A 15,240-nucleotide genomic window follows, 5' to 3' on the forward strand; every position below is an offset into this window, starting at 1 on the left:
AGGGAAGAAGGCCGGCTTACTTCGCGGCGGGCAGGTTGGGGCGGGCCTTGCGGAACACGTTCTTCAGGTGGATCTTTCCGTCCCTGAATGTGAAGACGTCGATGCCGTCGGTCTCGATGCGGCTGCCGTCGGCGGCGGTGCCGGTGAAGGTCCACTGCGAGGTGCCGAAGTCGCCGTGCACGAAGTGCTGGCCGTTGATCCATTGCGCGTCTGGCACCGTTGCCCAGGCGGCGGCGAAGGCATTGCGCACCGCCTCGGTGCCGGTATGGCGCGTGCCGCAGGCGTCGGGGCCGGCGGCGGTCTGGAAGATGCAGTCGGGCGTCATGAAGCTCATCAGCGCGTCGATGTCGTGGCGGTTCCAGGCGTCGCTGAAGGCGGCGAGGGTGCCGGTGGTCACGGGGGAAGAAGAGGAGGAAGAAGGCTGGGCGGTCACGCGGGAACTCCGGAAATTGATGCGGCAAGCGTAGGCAGCCGCCCCCCGCCGCGATAGGGCCAGTTGCGGGGATTCGACCGAGCCAGAACGCCGCCGGGGTGCCGCAAATCGCACCGGCTGCCCTAAACTGCGGCGCACCATGCCCAACCCGCGAGCCACCCAGTGGGCGCAGCTATTCGCGCTGCCCGACCAGCCGGCATTGCCCCTGCAGGCCCGCTTGCGGGCCGCGGTGGTGCAGGCCATTCTTGAAGAGCACCTGAGCCCCGGCGCGCCGCTGCCGTCGTCGCGCGAACTGGCGGCGCTGCTTGGGCTGAGCCGCAACACCGTCACGTCGGCGTACCTGCAGCTGATCGACGAAGGCTTTCTGGAAGCGCGTCCGCGCAGCGGCGTGTTCGTGGCGCGCAATGCGCGGCCGCTGTCCGCCGCGCATGCGGAGCCGCTGGTGGGACGCAGCGGCCAGGCCAGCCAGCCGCCGGACTGGCAGGGGCGCGTGCTGCGCTCGCTGGTCGACAAGCCCACGCTGTCGAAGCCCGACCGCTGGCGCGACTACCCGTACCCCTTCGTCTACGGCAACTACGACCCGCAGCTCTTTCCTACCGAGGACTTCCGCGAATGCTGCGCGCGCAGCCTGGCGCGTTCGCAGCTGCCGCACTGGACACCGGACTTCGAGACCGACGACGTGCCCGACCTCATCGAGCAGATCCGCACGCGCCTTTTGCCCAAGCGCGGCGTGTTCGCGCTGAAGGAAGAGATCCTGGTCACCATGGGTGCCCAGCATGCCTACTACCTGCTGGCCGAGGCGCTGTTCGACGAGCAGACGCGCGTGGGGCTCGAGGAGCCGGGGCATCCGCACGCGCGCAACAGCTTCTCGCTGCGGCAGCCGAAATGGGTCGAGGTCGATGTCGACGAGGAGGGGCTGGTCGTCGATGCGCTGCCCGCGGCCGACTACCTGTTCGTCACGCCCTCGCACCAGAGCCCGACGACCGCGACGCTGAGCCTGGAGCGGCGCCAGTGGCTGCTGCGCAAGGCGGAGCTGCAGGACTTCGTGATCATCGAGGACGACTACGAGGCGGAGAACCTGTACGAAGGCACGCCGATGCCCGCGCTCAAGAGCCTGGACAAGACGGGACGCGTGATCTACGTGGGGTCGGTGTCGAAGAGCCTGTCGCCCGCATTGCGGCTGGGCTTCATCGTGGCGCCGAGGGCACTCATCAAGGAACTGCGGGTGATACGGCATGCGATGGTGCGGCACCCGAGCGCGTTCCTGCAGCATGCGTATGCGCTGTTTCTTTCGCTGGGCCACCATGAGTCGCATGCGCGGCGGGTGAACCACGCAATGCAGGAGCGGCTTTCGCTGGCTGCGCAGGCACTGCGTGACCATTTGCCCGACTTCGAGTTCCGGCTGCCTTCCGGTGGCGCTTCGATCTGGGTGCAGGCGCCCACGTGGGTGGATGCCACTGAGCTGTCCCTGATGGCGCGCAACCACGGCGTGCTGATCGAGGCTGGCGATGTGTTCTTCGCGCGGCCGCCGTATCCCTGTCCATTCTTCCGGCTGCGGCTGTCTTCCATTGCGGCTTCGCAGATTCCCGCGGGCATTCGGGCTTTAGGCATGGCAGTTGAAGAGTTGGCTTTGGCGCGAGGCGAGAAGAGACCTGCCGGCGGGCGGACGCACTGAGTCTTTCTCTATGGTGCGCAGGCTCGGGCGCACCGCTGGCGTGCGCGGCGCACCAGAACGAGGGTAAGTCCCGATCCACTGGCTCTATGCCGACAGCGGCGCTGGTACTTCCTGGCTGCGGGCGATAGGTGCAAAGTCCGCTTCGATTCACCTTCAGGAGAAACAGAGATGACCTTGTCCCGACGTCTTTCCCTCCAGTGCGCAGCGGCCATCGCGACCGCGTTCACGCTCAGCGGCGCGGTGTTCGCGCAAACCAAGGAAGTCACTTTCGCTCACCAGGACATGCTGGTGCCGCTGCGGCTGGTGATGGAATCCGGCGAGGTCGAGAAGGCCACGGGCTACAAGATCAACTGGCGCATGTTCTCGGGCGGCGGCGACGTGATCCGCGCGATGGCTTCGGGCGACGTGCAGATGGGCGAAACCGGCTCCAGCCCACTCACGGCGGCGGCGAGCCAGGGGCAGGACATCAAGCTGTTCTGGATCTCCGCAGACATCGCCGACGCGGAGGCACTGGTGGCGCGCAACGGCACCAATATCAACAGCATCAAGGACCTGGCCGGCAAGAAGGTGGCCACTCCCTTCGTGTCGACCGCGCACTACCAGCTCATGGCCGGCATGAAGATGGACGGCGTCGATGCCAAGAGCGTGAACGTGATGAACATGCGCCCGCCCGAGATCGCTGCAGCCTGGGAGCGCGGCGACATCGACGCGACCTTCATCTGGGACCCGGTGCTGTCGAAGATCAAGGCCAACGGCAAGACCATTGCCACGTCGGGAAGCATCGGCAAGCGCGGCGCACCGACCTTCGAGGGCATCGTGGTCAACGCCAAGTGGGCGGCGGCCAACGAGCCTTTCATGGTGGCCTTCGTGAAGGCGCTGAACCGCGCGAATGAAGAGTACAAGGCCACCGGCAAGAGCTGGACGCCCGATTCACCGCAGACCAAGGCCATGGCCAAGTGGACCAAGGCCGACCCGAAGGATGTGGGGGCTGCGATGGCTCTGTACACGTTCCCGACGATGGCCGAGCAGGTTTCGCCGACCTGGCTGGGGGGCGGTGCTGCGAAGGCGATGGCCAATACGGCGGCCTTCCTTAAGGAGCAGGGGCGGGTGCAGGAGGTGAAGCCGGACTACAGCGCGTTCGTTACCACTGCTTATGTCGACAAGGCTATGGGGAAGTAGTTTTTTGGGGCGTGATCACGACGACGGGTGCTCCCCGCAGCGAAATAAAGGAGGAGTCCGAAGGGCGGGGGACATTCGCGGAGGGGAGTACCCGGTGGCCTGTGCACATGCCCCGAATGAACAACGACAGCAAGCAATCAGACAGCAACCCGCATTGGAGAACTGAATGCCCACGCTAGACATCCGCGACCTCACGGTCAACTACGCCGTCAAGGGCGGCACGCTTCAGGCGCTGGCCCCCGTCAACCTCACGATGCAAGACGGTGACTTCGTCGTCGCACTCGGTGCCTCGGGCTGCGGCAAGACGACACTGCTCAACAGCATCGCGGGCTTTCTGCCGCCTTCCACCGGCGAGATCCTGCTCGACGGCAAGCCCGTGGTCGGCCCCGGTGCCGACCGTGGCGTGGTGTTCCAGAAGCATGCGCTGATGCCCTGGCTCAACGTGCGTGACAACGTGGCGCTCGGCCTTCGCCTGGGCGGTGTGGGAAAGGCCGAACGCGACCGCATCGCGGAAGAAAAACTCGGCCTCGTCGGCCTGCAGAAGTACGCTGACCGCGCGGTGTACGAACTGTCCGGCGGCATGCAGCAACGTGTGGGCATCGCACGCGCCCTGGCCAGCGACCCCGCCGTGCTGCTCATGGACGAGCCCATGGGTGCGCTCGATGCGTTCACACGCGAGCAGGTTCAGGAAATTCTTCTGCAGGCCTGGTCCAAGTCGAACAAGATGGTGTTCTTCATCACACACTCAGTGGAAGAGGCGCTGTTCCTGGCCACGCGGCTCATCGTGATGAGCCCTAGCCCGGGGCGCATCTCGCACGTCTACGACAACGTGCCGTTCTCACGCCAGTACCTGTCGCATGGTGACTCGCGCAAGGTGAAATCGGAGCCCGAGTTCATCCGCATGCGCGAAGAAGTGCTGTCCATCATTCATCACCGCGAGGCCGCCCATGCATGAGGTCGTCACCGTTGCATCGCCCAGCGCCGTCATGACGCAACCGCCACCGTCCAAGCCCGCCGCACCGCCTGTTCCCGCGGCCGGCGCCAAGCTCAAGACCAGCGCCTTCAAGGTACCGGGCGAGGGCTCGAGCGTGACCATCAGCGTGGTCACGGTCGTGGCGTTGGTCGCGCTGTGGTTCATCGTCACCAACATGGGTTGGGTCAAGCCGCTCTTCCTGCCGACGCCGCAGGCCGTGTTCCAGCAGTTCTACGAATACCTCACCGGACAGGCCAACGACAAGCCGCTGTGGCAGCACTTCCTGGCGAGCATGTTCCGCGTGTTCTCGGCCTTTTTCCTGGCCTGCGCCACGGCCATTCCGGTGGGCATCGCGATGGGCATGAGCCGCTTCTGGCGCGGCATCTTCGATCCGCCACTGGAGTTCTACCGGCCGTTGCCGCCGCTGGCCTACCTGCCGCTCATCATCATCTGGTTCGGCATCGACGAGCTGCCGAAGATGCTGCTGATCTTCCTGAGCTGCTTCGCGCCGCTCGCGCTGGCCGCGCGCTCGGGCATGCGCAGCGCCTCGCAGGAACAGATCAACGCCGCGTACTCGATGGGCGCGAGCTACATGCAGGTGATCCGCCACGTCATCTTGCCCTCGGCGCTGCCCGACATTCTGGTGGGCATGCGCATTGCCATCGGCTTCGGCTGGACCACGCTGGTGGCGGCCGAGATGGTGGCCGCCAACATGGGGCTGGGTCAAATGGTGCTGAATGCGTCGAACTTCCTGCGCACCGACATCGTCATCATGGGCATCATCGTCATTGGCGTGGTGGCTTACCTGTTCGACTTGCTGATGCGGTGGCTCGAGCGACGCCTTGTGCCCTGGAAAGGGCGCATGTAGGCGGCATCACGCGTGGCGGCGCCGGCATGGGCGGCAGCACCGGGTTCTCGCCGTCGGTGCCCATCGACTGTTCGAGGAAATCGAGCATCGCCCGCATCGCCGCGCTGTTGTGGCGGCGCTGCGAATACGCCGCATACAGCCAATGATCGCGCGGCATGTGCTCGCGCAGCACCGGCACCAGCGCTCCGCGCTCCAGGTGCGACTGCGCCAGCGGCTCCGGCACGTAGGCCACGCCAACGCCGCGCAGCGCCAGTTCGATCAGTGCAATCGCATCGTTGGCCTCCATGCGGCTGTGCACCGGCACGTCGTGCGCCTTGCCGTCGGTCTCGAAGGGCAGGTGGGTCGTCGGCATAGACGAATAGCTCAGCACGTCGTGCCGGCTCAGGTCTTCGGGCACCTGCGGAATACCGCGCTGCGCCCAGTACGCCGCAGAGGCACAGACCACCATGTCGAATTGCACCAGCCGGCGCACGATGAGGTTCATGTCATCGATGCGTCCACCCGTCAGGTGAATGTCGATGCCTTCCTCGATCAGGTCGAGGTCGTCGTTGGTGAACACCAGGCTCACGTAGACGTCGGGATACAGCTTGATGAATTCGGCAATCACGTCCGACAGCCAGCCCGCGATCAGCCCGTGCGGCGCGCTCATGCGCAGACGTCCGCGCGGATGCGAGCCGTGCGCCTGCAGGTCGTTGAGCGTGTTCTCGGCCATCGCCACCAGTTCGGTGCTGCGGTCGAGCAATACCTGGCCGGCGTCGGTGAGGCTCAGGGAGCGGGTGGAGCGGTTCAGCAGGCGCACGCCACTGCGGGTTTCAAGTTCAGCAACGTAGCGGCTGACCGTGGCTTTCGACATGCCCAGCGAAATCGCCGCGCGGGAAAAGCTGCGCCTGAACGCAACTTCGCGAAATGTTTTGATGAGATCGAGACCGTCCATGGTGGGCGGATTGTTCCAGCTTCCTGATCTGGGGTTTTTCGCGGGGGCATCGCTGGTCCGCCTCTCGCGGTGATGTGCATCCGCGTGGCTATACTGCGGCCGTCACGAAAAAAACGTGACCGGGCTTGGACTCCCGAATCACCTCTGCGACGCAAGCCGCAGTCACTCCCGCAGGGTCTGCGGCTTCGTCGTTCGTGCCCCCAGTTTTTGGCGGCTCGACGGGCGGGCGCGAGCCCGGCCGGTTCTCGCAAGAGGTGCCCGGTAGTCCAACCCGTCGAGTCGCCGCCCTCGTTTGGACTCGAGAGCGGCGGTTTCAGCAAACCGCACCTCTGGAGGCCATTCATGGCTGCATCTGTTCGCGCGCCCGCGCACGTCACCTCGATTTCCGAACCGTCTGAAGCCGTCTGCGTTGAATCGCTTGTGCTGCAGGCATGCGATGGCATCGACAGCTTTCGCGCCGTGCACCTTGCCTACGCGTGCCTCGAAAAACTCATCGTCCCGCAACGCATGAACGACACGGAAGAGATTTATCCGACGCGCACTGAACTGGGTGCGCTGATGCGGCTGGTCAATGAAGAACTGGAGCGGCGTATCGAGACGGTCGAAGCGACGGTTCAGTCGTGGCGTGTTGCTGTGGAAGAGGGGTAGACGATGACATGCCCACGGTTAATAGTTGAGCACCGTCGGATGCGGGAGTCGCCTTCGGGCGGCGGATTCAACCGGTCGATGCAACACACTTATAACTGCTTAGGCAGAAGGAGTGTTGCAGATGAAGTACCGGACACGGACCTACTACACGAGTACCCAGAAGGCATTGATGTGGGAGCGGTGGAGGGAAGGTTGGACCCTTCACCAGATCGGCCAACTGTTTGACCGACCTCACACATCCATCCAGAACATCTTGTCCAAGACCGGTGGCATTCGACCTCCGGAACGACGGCGTGGCGCCAATGCGCTAACCCTGGCAGAGAGGGAAGAGATCTCTCGCGCTCTGATGGTTGGTGAATCGATGCGTTCGGTGGCCGCCCGACTTGGCAGGGCACCGTCGACCATCAGCCGAGAGATCGGGCGCAACGTAGGGCAAGGCGGCTATCGGGCGAGCGTCGCCGACGAAGCTGCCTGGAACCGTGCCCTGCGGCCGAAGCGATGCAAGCTGGTCAAGAACCGGGCGCTGGCTGGCGTCGTGGCGGACCTGCTTCGAATGCTGTGGTCGCCGGAGCAGATCGCCGGCTGGCTCAAGCATACTTATCCGAACGACCAGAGCCTTCATGTGTCACACGAGACCATCTATCGCAGCCTGTTCATTCAAGCGCGCGGCGCATTGAAGAAGGAGCTGCTGGAGCACCTCAGACGCACGCGCGGCATGCGACGCTCTCGTTCCTATACGCAGAAGACTGCGATCCATGGGCAGATTGCCGATGCCGTGTCGATCAGCGAGCGCCCCGCATCCGTCGAGGATCGGGCAGTGCCTGGTCATTGGGAAGGGGACTTGGTGTTCGGCAGCGGCAACAGCCAGATCGCCACGTTGGTCGAGCGGCAAACGCGATATGTGATGTTGGTGAAGCTCGAAGGCAAGGACTCGCAATCGGTGGTCAACGCGCTGATAAAGAACGCGCGCAAGTTGCCGCAGGAGCTCTACAAGTCATTGACCTGGGATCGAGGCACGGAGATGCACGGTCACAAGCGATTCACGATGGCCACCGACATCCAGGTCTACTTCTGTGATCCCCAGAGCCCCTGGCAGCGCGGCAGCAACGAGAACACCAATGGGTTGCTCAGGCAGTACATGCCGAAGGGCATGGACGTCTCAGGGTTCTCACAGCTTCAACTCAACGCGATCGCGAGACAATTGAACGAGAGGCCGCGCAAGACGCTCGGCTTCCATACACCTGCTGAAATGTTCAGCGAATGTGTTGCATCGACCGGTTGAATCCGCCGCCGACTGTAGCCGAAGCGATGTCGGTGGTGCTGGTGTCGGCGGGGCACACTCGTTCGTTTTCGAAGGTGGCGTTCAGGCAAATGAAACAGCGCTACCTGTTACTCAAGAGGGCTTGTGTGCGCCGGCCGTTTTCGCGATTTCTTGCGCGGCCGTCCAACTCGACTCTGCCTGAAGCCAAGTAACGAACGACATTGATAGTCCTAGACCGTTGAGAGCGGCCGAAACCACATCATTGACATCTCGGCCAGCGAGAGCAGAAGCGTCAACATGGACAGTCGTGCCAGGCTGCGGCGACGACAAAAATTCATCAAGAAAGACGATCATTCCGTTAGGAAGGTGGCAGCCAAAACCACGCGCCTCCCCAATGCCCAACTCATGCCAGTTCTCAAATGGTATTTTCAGTTGCGCAGAGATCTGTGCAATCGGCACGCTGAAGGTGCAGATCGGAAACTGCATCTGCAAGGATTCGCTTTCAAGTAAAGGTCGAAGATGGCTCATTTGTCTGAATGAAAGGTCCTGGCCGGATTCCGCCGACGCACGGCATGCGCTGGTGTAAGAAGCATCATTGACCTGCAATGTCGTAGAAGCCCTCGGAGTCAAATCGGCAGCACCATTTGACGTGAGACCAAGTGCCCGTTGAGTTGGCCTCAACGACTCCCCGCGCAAACAGCACTTCGTGCGTGCCGTCGTCATAGAGGTTGTTTTCTTGGACCTCAATGGGTAGACCTTCAACGAGCAGGACGGACCAGCCGTTGATGTCCTTCCGGAGATCGGTCTGCGACAGCATGATGAGATCGCGCTCAAGCAATTCGTTGAAATCGACTGAAAAACGAGGTGTCATATCGAATGTCTGGCTTTGGCCGGATGCCGTCAGCGTATGAGAGGCTCCATCGGCACAAAGCCGAAGTCAGTACCCCGCAAAGTCGTCGTCGGTCAGATGATCCGAGAGGCGTTCATAAGCTACCCCATAGATACAGCGACTTCTGTTCAGCAATCGCCTTTTTAGCGAGTCTTTGGAGATCCAGCACCACAGGTCGCAGTTCCTCCACATCCACTTGAAGTTCCTCGGTGTCGGCCCATCGGGGCAGTGCAGCATCAAGCGCCGAGTGTTCGACGCGAGCAAGAAGTTGGACTAGCCGATCTGGGAACCGGAAGAGCCAGGAGTTCCCTTCATCGCCGCCCTCGTCACTTTCCAACTCGTGCAGGTTAGCATCCCATTCCTTCCCTTCTAGGATTGCCCACAGAGTGCCTACTTCAAGGTCGGTGAGGCCTTTGTACTCAGCCGGACGCAATTGCAATGCAATGGCCTTGCCCTGATTGTTGATTTCCATCCAGAAGTGACCCACTTGGCCCGGTGATTTCCATCTAAATCTGACCCACGTGATAACCCTAACCTGCTGCTTTTAGCAGCAGGAGCACAGGAGTGATTGACGTGGCGACACTGAGTGTCATCAGGCGTTGGGCACTGCGAGAGCAACTGTCCATCCGAGAGATAGCCCGGCGCACGGGCTTGTCTCGCAACACCATCCGCAAGTACCTTCGCGAGGGCGAGGCGGCGCCCAGCTACGCGAAGCGCATCAGCCCGAGCAAGCTCGACGCGTTCGCCGAGAAGCTCGGCGGCTGGCTCAAGAGCGAGGCGTCTAAGTCACGCAAGCAGCGGCGCACGCTCAAGCAGATGCACGCCGATCTGGTGGCGCTGGGCTACCAGGGCTCCTACAACCGCGTGGCGGCCTTTGCACGAGCGTGGCATGCGCATCTCCACGAGGTCCAGCAGACGACCGGGCGCGGCACCTTCGTGCCTCTGGCCTTCGGTCCCGGCGAGGCATTCCAGTTCGACTGGAGCGAGGACTGGGCCGTCATCGCTGGTGAACGCACCAAGCTGCAGGTGGCGCACTTCAAGCTCAGCCACAGCCGTGCGTTCATCGTGCGCGCCTACCTGTTGCAGACCCACGAGATGCTGTTCGATGCGCACAACCGGGCCTTCGAGGTACTCGGGGGCGTGCCTCGGCGCGGCATCTACGACAACATGAAGACCGCCGTGGACAAGGTACGCCGCGGCAAGGAGCGCGACATCAACGCGCGCTTCAGCGCCATGGTCAGTCACTACCTGTTCGAGGCCGAGTTCTGCAACCCGGCCTCGGGCTGGGAGAAGGGCCAGGTCGAGAAGAACGTGCGTGATGCGCGCCACCGGTTGTGGCAACCTGTGCCGGCGTTCGCCACGCTGGCGCTGCTCAACGACTGGCTGGAGGACCGCTGCAAGGCGCTGTGGGGCGAGATCGTCCACGGCAAGCTGCCAGGGACCGTAGCCGATGTCTGGGCGCAGGAACGGCCACTACTGTTGCAGATCCCCAGACCCTTCGATGGTTTCGTGGAACACACCAAGCGCGTCTCGCCCACCTGCCTGGTGCACTTCGAGCGCAACCGTTACAGCGTTCCGGCCTCCTACGCGAACCGGCCAGTGAGCCTGCGCGTGTACGCCGAACGCCTCGTCGTGGCGGCCGAGGGCCAGATCGTGTGCGAGCACACGCGCATCATTGACCGTCGCCACGACACCGCAGGTCAGACCGTCTACGACTGGAGGCACTACCTGGCAGTGCTGCAACGCAAGCCAGGAGCGCTCAGGAACGGAGCGCCCTTCAGCGAGCTGCCGCAGGGCTTCCGGCGGCTGCAGGCCGCGCTGCTGAAGCAGCCAGGCGGAGACCGCGAGATGGTGGAGATCCTGGCGCTGGTGCTGCACCACGACGAGCAGGCAGTGCTGACCGCGGTCGAACTGGCGCTGGAAGCCGGCGTGGCCAGCAAGACTCATGTGCTGAATGTGCTGCACCGACTGCTCGATGCCAAGCCCATTGCGCCGGCGCCTGTCACGGCACCGCAGGCACTGCGCCTGATGAACGAGCCGAAGGCCGATGTGCTGCGCTACGACACGCTCCGGGGGCGTGCCAGCGCTGCTGGCGGCCTGCGCGGGCCGCTGAACTCCAAGTCGAGTAGCCAGGAGGTGCGCCATGCGACATGACCCTGCCAGCGGCGCCATCGTGATCATGCTGCGCGAACTCAAGATGCACGGCATGGCCCAGGCCGTCGCGGAGCTGGCCGAGCAGGGATCGCCGGCCTTCGAGGCGGCCCAACCGATGCTCTCGCAGTTGCTAAAGGCAGAGACAGCCGAGCGGGAGGTACGCTCGGTGGCCTACCAGTTGAAGCTCGCTCGCTTCCCAGCCTATCGCGATCTCGCTGGCTTCGACTTCGCCAACAGCGAGGTCAACGAGGCGCTGGTGCGTCAGCTACACCGATGCGAGTTCATGGACGATGCGCAGAACGTGGTGCTCGTGGGCGGTCCGGGCACCGGCAAGACCCACATCGCCACGGCGCTGGGCGTGCAGGCCATCGAGCACCAACACCGCCGGGTGCGCTTCTTCTCGACGGTAGAACTGGTCAACGCACTCGAGCAAGAGAAGGCCAGTGGCAATCCCGGCCACATCGCGCACCGACTGATGTACGCGGACATGGTGGTGCTCGATGAACTGGGCTACCTGCCGTTCAGCGCATCAGGTGGCGCGCTGTTGTTCCATCTGCTGTCCAAACTCTACGAACGCACGAGCGTGGTGATCACAACCAACTTGAGCTTCAGCGAGTGGGCCAGCGTCTTCGGCGACGCGAAGATGACGACGGCGTTGCTGGACCGGCTCACGCATCACTGCCATATTCTGGAGACCGGAAACGACAGCTTCCGCTTCAAGCACAGCTCGGCTCAACCCGTTCAAGCAGTCCAACCTAAAAAGGAGAAAGCCAAGAACTTATCCACACCGTGAGCCGGCTGGCTCGCAAAGAGGGTGGGTCAATATTCGATGGAAATCGCGGGTCAGGATTCCATGGAACTCAACACCCTGATCATCTTCGCTCATCCGGTCCGCGTAGCGCGTGGCTTCTCCTTCATTCGCGACGAAGAAGTCAGAAAGTAATCCCATTGCATTCCTCCTATGTTTTTATGCTGCCACTGAGCGGCGCAACGCGGATCTAGATGACTAGACCGCTTCCGAGGGTGTCTGGCTCCGACGCCAAGTGACCGGTCCTGGCCGAATGTAGCTGGGCAGGTCGCCTGTGCAGAGGGCCCATAAGAGACGTCCCCGGTCCTAGATAGCAGACATCCGAGAGGTTGCCATTGCCTACTCAGGCTGCTTTCTTCGCCAAGATGCTTCGAGCGATCTCATCGACCCCTTCGTCGCCTTCACCCGGGCTCGGTTCCAAAGCCATGCGCAAAAGGGATGGCTCGAGGGCCACTGTGAGCTTGGGAGACGGAGCAACAAGTTTGTCGAGCACCCAGTACTTCCAGACGTGGTCCTCAGACTCAAAGATCACCCGCAGATGAGGTGCCAGTGGTTCACCGATGCCAGCCAGAAAGGGGGTGAAGACCTTTGCGACAGGCCAGTTGATGTCTTGCATCCAGGCGATCAACTCAGGAAGAAGCGCGTCGACGGCCGGATAGCCCAGAGCAATGATCGCTTCTGCCTTCGACAGGTCGTGCTTGTCGACGGGCAAAAGGTGCTTCATTTCAGGCAAAGATTTCTCCTTCATGTTCAACGGCCATTACTGACCCACTGTAGCTGGTCACTCAGCCATCGCCAAGGTTCAAAGGGGCCCTGCAAGTGCCTCGCTATGTCCTCGGTTCTAGGGCTCGGTTGACCGCGTACCAGAATGCGGCCGCCTCTGCATCGCCAGCGTCCTTGGTTTGCTGAGACAGGCGCAGTGCATATCTGTGTGCATCCCGCCCGTGGCGAAGCGCCAGCTCGTGCGACTCACGACCGACTTTGACGTAGTCCACTGTTGCAGGTGCCTGGAAATTTTCTGGCTTCATGGCGAAGGTCTGGTTTTGGTCGCAATGAGCCCTAATCGTTCACCTCGACGATCTCAGGGCCCAATCGACCGAGCTCGTTCCGCTGCCTCTCGGTCAAGTCGCCTCGTGCGAGCACAAGTGACCGCAACCCCGGGATGCCAGCCAACGCTGCGAGGGTCGCAATAGAGACCCTAGACGCGTCTAGCGCAATTTGCTGGATGCCTCGCAGGCCGCAAAGCGGGATGACATCATCGTCCTCTAAAGGTACACCCATGAGAGTGACCGAAAAGACTTCCGCGTCCCACACGTAACCGCCACCGGCTGCTTCGAAGCCATCGAGAATGGATTGATTGATTTGGCTTTCTTCGGGCGTCATTTTCGGTCCACTGTATTGAAAGCGACGTGAGGCAGGCGCACCCGATTGGGAAACTGAGAGGCGCGGCGAACTTTCCGTTCTCGGCCAATGCTGCACGGCGCTGCAAACGACTGGTAGTGGCCGCGAACTATCATCTTTTCGTGAGGGCGAATTCCAAAGCCACTCGCCATTCTTGCGAGACGCCAGGGTCCGCCGGTTTGCCATCTGCTAGCAACGACATCGAGCCAATGAGCGCGCCAAGTTCCTCGACCGCAGAACGATATTGCGCTTCAAGAAACGCAAGCATGGCTAGATATGCTTGGTGCTCAGAGAGTTGTGGCATTCGTTCTAATCTTTCGGCGTCGGTCCGCTTCTGGTTAATTTTGCCCGACGTTGCGAACGACCGGTTATGGCCGACTTCAGCCTTGTCTAGTTCTGAACCGTGATCCACACCGCCCGGGGATCGCATTGCTGCGCGCACGCAAACACGTAGACCTCATTGCCCAGAAAGAGCACGTAGCTCTTTGCAGAGGAACTGTCCGGCTGCTCCGGTGCACCGGGTAGCTTTGGGAATTCGAAGCCATCGCTGACCTGGCACACAAACTCCATTGCCGAGCCGCAGGCGCAGGTGAAGGTTTCGGCATCCTGTACCCAGTCGGGCGCACCGCCGACTGCGATGCGGTAGTTCTTGTCCGCGGGTTTATCGGCAAGTACGAGCTCAGTCGGTTGAAGGATCGGGGTGCCCGTCACGCGATGCATGGCTCGAGGCTTTTCCAGCGATGCGTACCAGTGACCTTCACCTTGCTCCCAATAGTCCGGAGGGAGCGCATCGAACGATTCGAAGCTTGGAATCTCGTTGTGCTCCGGGCACATGAGTACCGACAGCCTGCTGCCTTCGATAAAAGGGAGTTCGGCCGCAACGGGAAGCGTGAACTGCAGGAAGGGAATCATCTGCCGGTCGCACTGGGTACAACACGGCAAACCTTGACCCTCCGGTGTCAGATAGGCTCCACCTACGGAATCTTGAGAGGACTCGCTCTCAAAGCGCAAGTTGAAGAATTTTCTCGGCACGTGTCATCTCCCTGGTCTGTCACGACTGACTGCGTCGCGCGCAGCCCGAATCCTAACCAGCGTCTGGTTCCGCCTGCAACAGCGAATGTCAGGCTCTGGCCGACTAGAGCCGCTCGATGGAGCGGGCCAGCACCTCGGCAGGGAACGCCGAAAAATGGCCGCACCCTCCGAGCGTTTCATCGGGACCGAGCAAGGTGCCAAGCACCGTGACTCGCTCGCCATGCCATCGGCGAAGCTGCTCCTCGTTGAATTGCAAAGCACCTGAACCAACGCTCAGCCACACGCTCGATGCCTCAAGCGGACCATCATCTTGCGCGTTGCGGCGCTCTGCCTTAGGAAAGTGGTCCAAAGCCGTTCCTTCAAATTCGAAGCGTAGGGTGCCCTCCAAGGCGACGTCCTGACCTACCAGGGTCGCTAGTTCATCAAGTGCGGCGTTGACGGAAAGCGCAGGTTTCATCGAATTCAGAGGCTTGGGGCGAATGTCTGGTTCTGACCGTCAGCTACCCTCCCGCGTCAACCCCCAGAACTCGGCAGCACCTGCCGGCAAGTCGCAAAGTACCTTGGTGAACGCCTCGGTGTCCACGTTTCGACGCAACGCATGCGCGACAGCTTGAATCGCCGAGTCCGGCGAGAAGTTGTGTTCTCTGCGAACAGAGCGGACCTCTTCAACAAGAGATTCACGCCGGTCAAATGGAAGTGGCGATTCATGAAAATCCCAGTCGGCCACGAAAATGGCCCGTACTACTGCAGGTAAGACGTCTGCGAAACGTATCGCCTCTTGCACGGATAGCCTTCGCCTGAACGCGCGAAAGACGCCCACCACCATGTTCCAAGCCATATTCGTGGTGGCAAGACCCGCTTCATCGCGGGCGTCGACCATGAACCGCTCGAACTCTACGGTTGCGCGCTGGTACTCAGATGGAATAGTCATACGAGGTAAAAAGAGGTTCGATTTCTCTAGCGACCTGGCCGGCGTGCTGAGTGA

The 15,240-nt window shown here is 62.0% G+C and carries 19 protein-coding genes; 8 read left to right on the top strand and 11 right to left on the bottom strand.

Annotated features, from left to right (window positions below; genetic code table 11):
- Positions 1 to 16: 16 nt before the first annotated feature.
- A complete protein-coding gene (locus tag ACWV14_RS33910; protein ID WP_454908199.1) occupies positions 17 to 433 on the bottom strand; it encodes a nuclear transport factor 2 family protein in 417 nt (138 codons plus the stop codon).
- Positions 434 to 572: 139 nt separating this feature from the next.
- Between ACWV14_RS33910 and pdxR the strand changes: the two genes are divergently transcribed.
- The 4 genes from pdxR to ACWV14_RS33930 all read left to right on the top strand — a co-directional run bounded on the left by pdxR (position 573) and on the right by ACWV14_RS33930 (position 5,128).
- Positions 573 to 2,108 (top strand): MocR-like pyridoxine biosynthesis transcription factor PdxR, encoded by a 1,536-nt coding sequence (pdxR, locus tag ACWV14_RS33915; RefSeq protein WP_454908200.1) that lies wholly within the window; start codon positions 573 to 575, stop codon positions 2,106 to 2,108.
- A gap of 168 nt (positions 2,109 to 2,276) precedes the next feature.
- Positions 2,277 to 3,287, top strand: a complete 1,011-nt coding sequence (tauA, locus tag ACWV14_RS33920; protein WP_454908201.1) for a taurine ABC transporter substrate-binding protein — start codon at positions 2,277 to 2,279, stop codon at positions 3,285 to 3,287.
- 166 nt (positions 3,288 to 3,453) lie between these two features.
- The gene (locus tag ACWV14_RS33925) at positions 3,454 to 4,242 is read left to right on the top strand and encodes a taurine ABC transporter ATP-binding protein (RefSeq protein ID WP_454908202.1); all 789 of its coding nucleotides are present in this window, start codon (positions 3,454 to 3,456) and stop codon (positions 4,240 to 4,242) included.
- A gap of 31 nt (positions 4,243 to 4,273) precedes the next feature.
- Complete coding sequence (locus ACWV14_RS33930) at positions 4,274 to 5,128, top strand: ABC transporter permease subunit (protein ID WP_454908818.1); 855 nt, start codon at positions 4,274 to 4,276, stop codon at positions 5,126 to 5,128.
- On the opposite strand, the gene ACWV14_RS33935 is transcribed toward ACWV14_RS33930, so the two are convergent.
- Entirely contained in the window at positions 5,046 to 6,062 is a 1,017-nt protein-coding gene (locus tag ACWV14_RS33935) for a LysR family transcriptional regulator (protein WP_454908203.1), read from the bottom strand. The two genes, ACWV14_RS33930 and ACWV14_RS33935, sit on opposite strands and share 83 nt — an antisense overlap.
- Before the next feature lie 342 nt (positions 6,063 to 6,404).
- On the opposite strand from ACWV14_RS33935, the gene ACWV14_RS33940 reads away from it, so the two are divergent.
- On the top strand, positions 6,405 to 6,710 hold the full coding sequence (locus ACWV14_RS33940) for a hypothetical protein (protein ID WP_454908204.1): 306 nt from the start codon (positions 6,405 to 6,407) through the stop codon (positions 6,708 to 6,710).
- A 121-nt stretch (positions 6,711 to 6,831) separates the two neighbouring features.
- A complete protein-coding gene (locus ACWV14_RS33945) occupies positions 6,832 to 7,992 on the top strand; it encodes an IS30 family transposase (RefSeq protein WP_454901848.1) in 1,161 nt (386 codons plus the stop codon).
- Between the two features lie 111 nt (positions 7,993 to 8,103).
- Here the strand turns inward: ACWV14_RS33945 and ACWV14_RS33950 are convergent, their stop codons facing one another.
- From ACWV14_RS33950 to ACWV14_RS33960, 3 genes are all read right to left on the bottom strand, one after another.
- Entirely contained in the window at positions 8,104 to 8,499 is a 396-nt protein-coding gene (locus ACWV14_RS33950) for a hypothetical protein (RefSeq protein WP_455240229.1), read from the bottom strand.
- A gap of 64 nt (positions 8,500 to 8,563) precedes the next feature.
- Positions 8,564 to 8,842 (bottom strand): hypothetical protein, encoded by a 279-nt coding sequence (locus ACWV14_RS33955; RefSeq protein ID WP_454908206.1) that lies wholly within the window; start codon positions 8,840 to 8,842, stop codon positions 8,564 to 8,566.
- A 112-nt stretch (positions 8,843 to 8,954) separates the two neighbouring features.
- Positions 8,955 to 9,332 carry a hypothetical protein gene (locus ACWV14_RS33960; RefSeq protein ID WP_454908207.1) on the bottom strand — a complete coding sequence of 126 codons (378 nt, stop codon included), beginning with the start codon at positions 9,330 to 9,332 and terminating at the stop codon, positions 8,955 to 8,957.
- A 92-nt stretch (positions 9,333 to 9,424) separates the two neighbouring features.
- Between ACWV14_RS33960 and istA the strand changes: the two genes are divergently transcribed.
- Together istA and istB are read left to right on the top strand one after the other, a co-directional pair.
- The gene (gene istA, locus ACWV14_RS33965) at positions 9,425 to 11,014 is read left to right on the top strand and encodes an IS21 family transposase (RefSeq protein ID WP_454901620.1); all 1,590 of its coding nucleotides are present in this window, start codon (positions 9,425 to 9,427) and stop codon (positions 11,012 to 11,014) included.
- The gene (istB, locus tag ACWV14_RS33970; RefSeq protein ID WP_454901618.1) at positions 11,004 to 11,807 is read left to right on the top strand and encodes an IS21-like element helper ATPase IstB; all 804 of its coding nucleotides are present in this window, start codon (positions 11,004 to 11,006) and stop codon (positions 11,805 to 11,807) included. Before istA ends, istB begins: the two co-directional genes overlap by 11 nt.
- A gap of 358 nt (positions 11,808 to 12,165) precedes the next feature.
- Here the strand turns inward: istB and ACWV14_RS33975 are convergent, their stop codons facing one another.
- The 6 genes from ACWV14_RS33975 to ACWV14_RS34000 form a co-directional block, all read right to left on the bottom strand.
- Positions 12,166 to 12,570 carry a DUF5071 domain-containing protein gene (locus ACWV14_RS33975; protein WP_454908208.1) on the bottom strand — a complete coding sequence of 135 codons (405 nt, stop codon included), beginning with the start codon at positions 12,568 to 12,570 and terminating at the stop codon, positions 12,166 to 12,168.
- 311 nt (positions 12,571 to 12,881) lie between these two features.
- Positions 12,882 to 13,205 (bottom strand): hypothetical protein, encoded by a 324-nt coding sequence (locus tag ACWV14_RS33980; RefSeq protein ID WP_454908209.1) that lies wholly within the window; start codon positions 13,203 to 13,205, stop codon positions 12,882 to 12,884.
- Between the two features lie 130 nt (positions 13,206 to 13,335).
- On the bottom strand, positions 13,336 to 13,491 hold the full coding sequence (locus ACWV14_RS33985) for a hypothetical protein (protein WP_454908210.1): 156 nt from the start codon (positions 13,489 to 13,491) through the stop codon (positions 13,336 to 13,338).
- A 122-nt stretch (positions 13,492 to 13,613) separates the two neighbouring features.
- Positions 13,614 to 14,255 (bottom strand): hypothetical protein, encoded by a 642-nt coding sequence (locus tag ACWV14_RS33990; protein WP_454908211.1) that lies wholly within the window; start codon positions 14,253 to 14,255, stop codon positions 13,614 to 13,616.
- 103 nt (positions 14,256 to 14,358) lie between these two features.
- Positions 14,359 to 14,712: a hypothetical protein gene (locus ACWV14_RS33995; RefSeq protein WP_454908212.1), complete on the bottom strand. Its 354-nt coding sequence runs from the start codon at positions 14,710 to 14,712 to the stop codon at positions 14,359 to 14,361.
- A 39-nt stretch (positions 14,713 to 14,751) separates the two neighbouring features.
- Positions 14,752 to 15,135, bottom strand: a complete 384-nt coding sequence (locus tag ACWV14_RS34000) for a DUF2267 domain-containing protein (RefSeq protein WP_455342526.1) — start codon at positions 15,133 to 15,135, stop codon at positions 14,752 to 14,754.
- Positions 15,136 to 15,240: the final 105 nt, after the last annotated feature.

The sequence above is a fragment of the Variovorax durovernensis genome, from assembly GCF_977011995.1.